The organism is Methanosarcina sp. 2.H.T.1A.6, from assembly GCF_000979455.1.
Lineage (GTDB): Archaea > Halobacteriota > Methanosarcinia > Methanosarcinales > Methanosarcinaceae > Methanosarcina.
Genome location: NZ_JJOY01000013.1, coordinates 45,471 through 53,694, shown reverse-complemented (window position 1 = coordinate 53,694; position 8,224 = coordinate 45,471). Strand labels below are relative to the sequence as shown.

The window sequence follows — 8,224 nt, the reverse complement described above, 5'->3', positions numbered from 1 at the left end:
AAAAATAAGCGTTTTAGTAGATTTAGAGGGGCTACCCCTCTCTATTATTGTTGTTCCTGCAAATGAGAATGACTCCACGCTTTATGTACCTACACTTAAAAATTTCAAGATACAGAGACCTATAGGAAGGCCTGTAAACAGGCCTTCCAAAGTGACAGCTGATGCAATATATGATACTGTCAACGGCAGTGAATAATTCCCCATTTTCGGCGGATTAAAATTCCCCAATTCTCAATCCTTGAGGAAAGTTCGAGGATTGTGATCATGCTGAAAGAGGAGGATTTATTCTTGATACGAGATTTAAGTTCACAAAACTTGAGCATCAGTGAAATCGCCAGACAAACAGGTTTCGACAGAAAAACTGTGAGTAAATATCTCCACCTGAAAACCTTACCTGAACCCCAGAAACGTTCCGGAAGAAAGAGCAAGCTTGACCCTTATAAATCTTATATTCTAGAAAAACTCAAAGAAGGCCCCTATACTGCTGCTCGCCTTTATCGAGAAATCAAAGAAATGGGTTTTGATGGAGGAATGACCCTCGTCAAGGACTTTGTAAGAGAAGTCCGACCTAAGAAGGGAATCCCTGCTGTACTCCGTTATGAAACAAAACCAGGTGTACAGGCTCAGGTTGACTGGGCAGAGACGGGAACAGTTGAGGTTGATGAAAAGGTAAAGAAACTCTTTTGCTTCAACATGATTCTTGGATATTCCAGAATGAGATATGTTGAATTTACACTGAGTATAAACACCCCCACTCTTATCCAGTGTCATCTGAATGCTTTTGAGTACTTTGGAGGATTTACACAGGAGATTCTCTACGATAACATGAAACAGGTTGTTATCAGGAGAGCTTTGAAATCATCAGATTCTGAATGGAACTCACAGTTTGAGGATTTCTTCAAATGCTTTGGTTTTATTCCACGTTTATGTAGGCCTTATAGGCCTCAGACAAAAGGTAAAATTGAAAATACGGTAGGGTACGTCAAGAGGGATTTCTTCCTTGGAAGACAGTTTACCTCTCTCGAAGGCCTGAACGCCCAAGTTCACAAGTGGTTGGAAAGGGTAAATTCAACTGTCCACGGAACAACCTATCAAATCCCTCTTGAACGCTTTAAGGAGGAGAACCTGAACCCTCTGGGTCAGGTTCCTCCTTACAAAGTTGTCCATAAGGAGACCAGAAAGATCTCCAGAGATTGTTATATTTCGTTCCTTGGAAATAAGTATTCTGTTCCTTACAGGTTTGCAGGAAGAACGGCAGAGCTTCAGAGCTTTGAAGGAAAGTTAGAGGTATATGTTGATTATGAGAAGATCTGTGAACATGAGATCCTTCCTGGAAACTGCAGAGTTTCAAGGAAAAAGGAACATTTCCAGGGTCTTCTGAGCGAGATTCTTAAAGAGAATTCAAAATGCAGGAAAGACTCGCAGATTCTGTTGAAGTTCTCAAGTCCTGAAGTTGAAAAGAGGTCTCTTGATGTCTATGATACATTTAGTGAAGGTGGCTTTGAATGAACAATTTCAGCTATGAGAGACTTCACAATAACTTGCAGTACCTGAAACTGAATACTGTTGAAGAGCTTCTGGATAACTATCTTGAAGTTGCTGCAAGAGACGGCAAGACAACAATGGAAGTCCTTGATTATCTGTTTGAACAGGAAAAGAAACACAGGGAAGCTGCTGCAATTGAGAGAAGGATGAAAAGTGCAGGTTTTCCTGTGAAAAAGATGCTTGAAGAATTCGATTTTGAGTTTCAGTCATCTATTGATAAAAAAGTCATAGGAGACCTTGCAACGTTGAGATTTGTTCATAATGCAGAGAATATTGTTTTGCTCGGTCCTCCTGGAGTTGGAAAGTCTCATCTTGCAATTGCTCTTGGGATTGAAGCGGTAAAAGCAGGAATTTCTGTTTACTTTACGAATACAGGAAACCTTATTGAGAGGTTGAAAATAGCAAATAGAGACGGAATTCTTGAAAAGAAGGTCAGGGACTTGACGAAATATAAAGTGCTGATAATTGATGAAATAGGCTATCTCCCATTTGATGAAGAAGGAGCTCACTGCCTATTTCAGCTAATCTCCAGACGTTATGAAAAGAGTTCAATGATCTTGACATCGAATAAGTCATATGGAGAATGGGGAGAGATATTCAAGGACCATGTTATAGCGGCTGCTGTGCTTGATAGGCTTCTCCATCATTGTACAACGATTAATATCAAAGGGGAAAGTTACAGGCTGAAAGAAAGGAAAAAACAGGGTATAAAAACGGTAAATATCTATCAGTAATTTTGAGTGAGTTTATGATAAATTGAGTAAAATTTATATCTGAATGTGGGGAAATTTAAACCGGCCAAAGTGGGGAAAATTAAACCGCCATTGACAATACAGATGAAATTCGAAAATATAACAGAAGAAGAGGAATAAAGTCCAATATACCAGTAAACATAAGAAATCGAAAGAAAAAGAAAAGAGGAAGACCAATAAAGGTAGATTGGGATGAATTCAAAAAGAAAAGTGCAGTAGAAAGGTTCTTTAGCTGGATAGAGTCATGCAAGAAAGTATTTCCAAGATATGAAATCAAAGAAATATCATACTTGGGAGTTGTAATGTTTGCAGCAATAATGAGGTTAAATCAAGTTTTGGGATGAGCTCTAAAATTTAATTTTAAAATTTCTGAAGAAATCGATATCAATAGAATAATTAAATGGATTTTTACGTCTACCTACCGAAAGCAGGATTTAATTCAGGAGAACTTTTTTACTTCGGGAGCGCGGAGGGTCACGAATACCCAATCCTTTACAGGCTGTCCGACAATTACTGTCAGTAATAACTGAAATCCTTCTTTTTCGATTTAAAGGCTTTATATTCCTGACTTTTTATATATTTTTTACATAAAATTAAATTATCGGACAGCCTCTTTAGGGTGGTGTGGCCGCACGCAATTTGATTTTTGAAGGGGGGTCGAAATGTAAATTTTAGGGAAAATAGTATTTGGTTTAATTGGCAGAAGAAAGGAGAAATAACCACCCAGCTAAATAGTGAATTTAAGAGGCCCCTATAAAGTTTAGTATGAGAGATTATGCTTCGACCGTATGTAAACCTAACAACTACACACAATTATGGCGCATTATTCTAAAATCACCATCATCCTACTTTCGGCAGGTAACTTGTTTTATTCACAACCTTTTTACTGATGGCGTTTTTGCTGGAAACACATTTTCCCTGATACTAAACATTATTGCAAAAATGGTTCATTGTTTATATATGTCGTGAGATTTGGGTCATATGTTAACCAGTTTTAAACGAAATAAATATTTCTATAATGTATGAAAAACACATTCAATCGGCACAGTATCTTTAGGAAAAATGAACACTGTCAGAAATCAAAAGACACACGATGTAACTTTGAATTGTATGGGAAAACAGAAGCATGAAGCCCATTTGTACATCCTAATGTATGCTTCTGTCAAATTGGGGATAAAATTAAAGCTGCATATTACCCTCTGTACGAGTTACGATTTTTTTAAGAATACATGAAGCCTGCATGTCCACCAAGTTTAACTGTAAAATTTGAGTTACAAAAGACGGGGCCATGGTATATTTAATTTTGTAGCGACATCTTTAAATTCATCACATATTTTTGAATCAAGTTTGAGTATGAGGTACATATATAGTAAAGCTCCAAATATAATAGGTAATAACATTAGCCATATATTGTCCAACAGGACAAAATATTTGTAGATTGAAACAGCAATTGACATAAAAATTGTTGCCTTTAATATGTTGATCAGACTCCTTTTTTCAATCTTGATAGCCATAATTGTAGATAGTATTTTCATTGCGAGAAAGGCATTAATTCCCAAAGAAATAAAAGTAGCAATGGCTGCTCCTTCAATTCCAAGACGTGGTATCATAAATATATTGAGCCCTACATTTGCAATTGAAGCAACAGCTGTCACTTTGAATGAATCTTTTTGCTTATCCAGTGCACCAAGGTACATTGTAAAGAGTTGTTGAAATATATTTACTAACTGGGCACATAATAGTATTACAAGAGTTAAATGCCCTAATGCGAATTCTTCACCATAGAAAAAGTACAACATTCTTTCGCCTAACAATATTCCACCTGCAAGTATGGGCAGTGCCAGAAGAAGAGAAAAGGTAAAGGCACGTGTAAGTGCTGTCTCTGTAGAATCCACGTGTCCTTTTTTGCCCCAGTGACTGACTTTTGGCCAAAGGGTTTTGCTAATTACTGCAGTAATAATTGTTGCAAAGGTTGCTAACTGGAAGGTCACTTTATATATGCCAACACTCGAATTGTCAATAAAATATCCAATCATAATAACGTCTGCATAAGAATAAAGGACAACTCCTGTCGAAGTCAAGAATAACCAGAAAGAGAACGCAGTCAGGCTTTTCACATGTCTCCATTTAAACTTGGCAAGGTGTAAGTCAAGGAATTTAAGCTGAATTATAGCTGAAATTGCAAACCCTACTATAAATCCCCCTACAAGACCAGCCATCGAGTATCCTAAAAATATTGCAACGACCTGAATAATTATGCGTGATGCATTATTTGCAAGGTCACCTATAGCGTATATTCCCATTTTTCCACGTCCTGCAATCCCTTTGGATACCAGGCAGTAGAATAGTGCAACAAACTGAGCCAATATTAGCCAATCGAAAATTTGTCGGTTTGTTGGATCTGAAATGAAGGTTCTAAATATGATCAATGAAGCAACAATTAAAATGGTGATTATTGTCCGAAGAACAAAAAAAGCAGAATAATATTCTTCCTGCTCTTCTCCTTCACTGATGCGTTTTATAGCAGCACGGCCAAGACCACCATCACTTATCATGTCAATTATACCAAAATATGCAATAAATATAAAATATGTACCTAGCATATTAGGTCCAATTGTATGTGCAAAATATATTGTGCTTAAAAAACCAAGAAATGTACATACTGTTGTGCTGGAAAAATAGGCAATGCTCTGGCGTTTAACTTCGCTTATAGACATTGTACGAGTAAAAAGATTTTTTAAAGGCATAATTTTCAGAACTACCTTTCATATGGATCTTGATTAATTTAGCAAATATCACTTTGCCAGAAATCCCTATTATAGTAAACTCGCGAATTAATTACACTTTTAAACACTAATTTTATGCATCTTTCTAGTTTGAGAAGTGTAGATTTCTACTGTGAGGGCTACAAATAGGAGTTACGCACTTGATAAGTAAAACCAAGCACATAAGGGCTTACCAAGAATATTGTGCTGTAGACCGTTTGGTACTTCCCAATACTGGTTTTTTGTTCATCTGCGTAAGTCCTATCTAAATATAAGTAAACCCACTATCTTCATCTATCTATTTAGAAATGATTCAAATATAATATCAAGGATTTTTGTTGCCAAGAACGACTATTTGGGGATATGGAAATATAGAGCAATTCCCGAACTGAAAATTTGAAGTTATATTTTTATCATTCCTTAGTTAAATGTCAAACAATTTTACGACTTCAGCAAGCTCATCCTTGAAATTGCCTTTGGGATTATATCCAAAACTCCGCGCTTTCGATATATCTGCCAGAGAGTGTTTGATATCCCCCGGTCTTGGATCAATATACTTTGGCATTATGTTCTTGCCGAGTATTTCATTGATGTAATTGACCAATTTATTTATTGTGATCCGTCTTCCACAAGCGATGTTAAAAACACCTGTCTTGTCATATTCACATGAGAGTATGTTGGCATTTACTACATGTTTCACAAAAGTGAAATCTCTGCTCTGTTCTCCGTCCCCATATATCACTGGACTTTCATCATTCATTATTGCAGTTATAAATTTGGGAATTACAGCAGCATACTGGGAATTTGGATCCTGCCTCAGCCCGAAGACATTGAAATATCTCAAACAAATAGTTGGAAGCCCATATAATTCTTCAAAGACTCTGCAGTACATTTCGCCGGTGGCTTTTGTGATGGCATAAGGGGATTGGGGATTTACCGGCATATCTTCTCTTTTAGGGAGAGTAGGAGTATCGCCATATACTGAGGAAGAGGAAGAGAATATTACTTTTTTAATCCCAGCGTCCTTTGCAGCTATCAGAACATTCAATGTTCCTGTTACATTAGCTTCGTTTGAACTGAAAGGATCTTTTACGCTTCTCGGAACACTTGGAATTGCTGCGAGGTGGAAGACGTAGTCTTTTCCTTTGAATATTTCTGTTAGATTCAAGTCTACTATACTACCTTTTATTACAGTTAGTTTTTTGTGGTCAAGTAGATGTTTTATATTTTCAATTTTACCCGTAGATTCATTATCTATGACTGTTACTTGATTATCTTCGAGCAATTTCTCAGTAAGGTGAGAGCCAATGAAACCCATTCCACCGGTGACTATTACATTTTTATTTTTCAAATAATCCCTCTGTAAAATTGTAAAATTATAAAAGTTTTTGGAGTTTTCTTTTCTGAACTTCTTTTTTAATCCTCTGGATGTGGCCCCTTCCAAGGGCTTTGACTTCGCAGCCAAGTTCGAAGTATCTTCTTATTTTTTCATCGGATATTATCCCGAAGCAGTCAATAACTGCGATAGGTCCGCCTGCCATCTCTACGATAGCTTCCGGTTCTAAGTTAAGATATTCATTATGTGGAACTGCGAGGACAAGGGCTTCTATACCTTTAATAGCTGTTGAAAAGTCCTCTTCGATTTTCAACTCCGTCAAATTGTCCTGGTTCCTGAAGAAACGTTTCCAGGACTGGCCGGATGCCGGATATGTGTCCTGGCTTTCTATCTCGTACCAGTGGTCCACGTAAGGGTCATGGACACGCATTTCTGCGCCCATTTCGGTCAGTTTCCTTACGACAATTTCGCTTCCGCTGTACCTGGTGTCGCCTACATCTTGCCTGTAGCTGGCTCCGCAGATCAGGACATCTGCTCCGGCGATGTACCGGTCCATGTTTCTGAGGGCATCCCTTGTGAGTTCGGCTACGTGAAGGGCTCTGGTGTCGTTGACGTCAATTGATGTGGGAGTGATCTTAAACACATCATCTCCATCTTCAAAACCGAGAATGTGCTTGTAAGCCCAGTAACCCAGACCTCCGTCTTTTGGGAGGCAGTAACCCCCGATTCCCGGTCCGGGGAAGATCATGTTGCTGTGGGTTGGACGCATTTTTATTGCATCTATCACCTTTATGATATCCACGCCGTTTCTTTCTGAAAAAAGGCTCCATTCGTTAAGGAATGCGAGTATTGTTGCACGGTAGGAATTTTCAATAATTTTTGCAGTTTCGGACTCAATCGGCCTGTCCATCACTGTCAGAGGATAGTCTTTAGTGTTGATTACTTCCCTTAGGAATTTTTCAACCTTTATTTTTGCTTCGTCAGTGCAACCGGCACAGACTCTCCAGAAATCGCGTACACTTGCAACGTAGTCTTTTCCTGGCATGACCCTCTCATAACTGTGTGCAAGTAGAGGGGTTGAATTGATTCCACGCTTGTAGAAAGCTTTTTTCAGGAGAGGAAGGGCAACGAATTCGGTAGTTCCCGGAGCAACGGTCGTTTCGATCAGGACAAAGCAGTCCGGACGTATGTTTTCTCCGATTGTTTTCATGGAAGCTTCAAGTGCTGCCATATCGGTTTCGCCGGTCCTGACGTTTCCAAGTTCACACTTTACATAATCGCACTGAATATCCACCACAACAACGTCAGCAAGTTTCAGGCAATCATTTGTGTATGTAGCTACCAGTGTTTTTGTTTCAAGGACGCAGCGCTTTATTATTTCATCTACTTCTTTGTCTTCTGATTTTACAGGAGATTGTCCTCTGTTGAGCAGGGGGATTTTCCAGTAACTGCGGGTGCTTGGTCTCTGGCAGCCGATTACAAATTTGCTGTAGTTCCCATTTTCGTCTTTCGTGTCTGCGATAATTGCAGCCATCACGGCTCCGACGAATCCAACGCCCATCACAACAACAATTTCTTTTCCTTCTTCACGGGCTTGATCTACAAGAGTCTTAATTCTGTTAAATTCTTCTTTATATTCTTCAGGTTCAGGTAGTGGAAATTCTTCTCCTTCTGGGCTAATCGAGCAGTCTTTAATTTGAGAATTTAGGTTTATGAGTGATTCTCTTTCATTTTGGAGGTCTTCTGGGCTAATAAAATGACTTTTAATTTGAGATGACATAATTTTTTTCTCCAAAAGTTTTCAATTTAAGTAACTATTTTTCTAA

Annotated in this window: 6 protein-coding genes; 3 read left to right on the top strand and 3 right to left on the bottom strand. The window is 38.3% G+C overall.

All coding sequences use genetic code 11. The features are described from left to right. From EO98_RS03595 to istB, 3 genes are all read left to right on the top strand, one after another. Positions 1 to 196: transposase (locus tag EO98_RS03595; protein ID WP_156161010.1), on the top strand; the 196-nt coding region annotated here is incomplete at its 5' end. 68 nt (positions 197 to 264) lie between these two features. Continuing rightward, the gene (gene istA, locus EO98_RS03590) at positions 265 to 1,509 is read left to right on the top strand and encodes an IS21 family transposase (RefSeq protein ID WP_048142469.1); all 1,245 of its coding nucleotides are present in this window, start codon (positions 265 to 267) and stop codon (positions 1,507 to 1,509) included. Next, positions 1,506 to 2,279: an IS21-like element helper ATPase IstB gene (gene istB, locus EO98_RS03585; protein WP_048142467.1), complete on the top strand. Its 774-nt coding sequence runs from the start codon at positions 1,506 to 1,508 to the stop codon at positions 2,277 to 2,279. The genes istA and istB overlap by 4 nt, the downstream gene beginning before the upstream one ends. Before the next feature lie 1,289 nt (positions 2,280 to 3,568). Here istB and EO98_RS03580 read toward each other — a convergent pair. The 3 genes from EO98_RS03580 to EO98_RS03570 form a co-directional block, all read right to left on the bottom strand. Next, positions 3,569 to 5,014 (bottom strand): flippase, encoded by a 1,446-nt coding sequence (locus EO98_RS03580; protein WP_235283797.1) that lies wholly within the window; start codon positions 5,012 to 5,014, stop codon positions 3,569 to 3,571. Between the two features lie 472 nt (positions 5,015 to 5,486). Further along, positions 5,487 to 6,506, bottom strand: a complete 1,020-nt coding sequence (locus tag EO98_RS03575) for an SDR family oxidoreductase (protein ID WP_235283795.1) — start codon at positions 6,504 to 6,506, stop codon at positions 5,487 to 5,489. Next, on the bottom strand, positions 6,439 to 8,178 hold the full coding sequence (locus EO98_RS03570; protein ID WP_082098458.1) for a nucleotide sugar dehydrogenase: 1,740 nt from the start codon (positions 8,176 to 8,178) through the stop codon (positions 6,439 to 6,441). Before EO98_RS03570 ends, EO98_RS03575 begins: the two co-directional genes overlap by 68 nt. Positions 8,179 to 8,224: the final 46 nt, after the last annotated feature.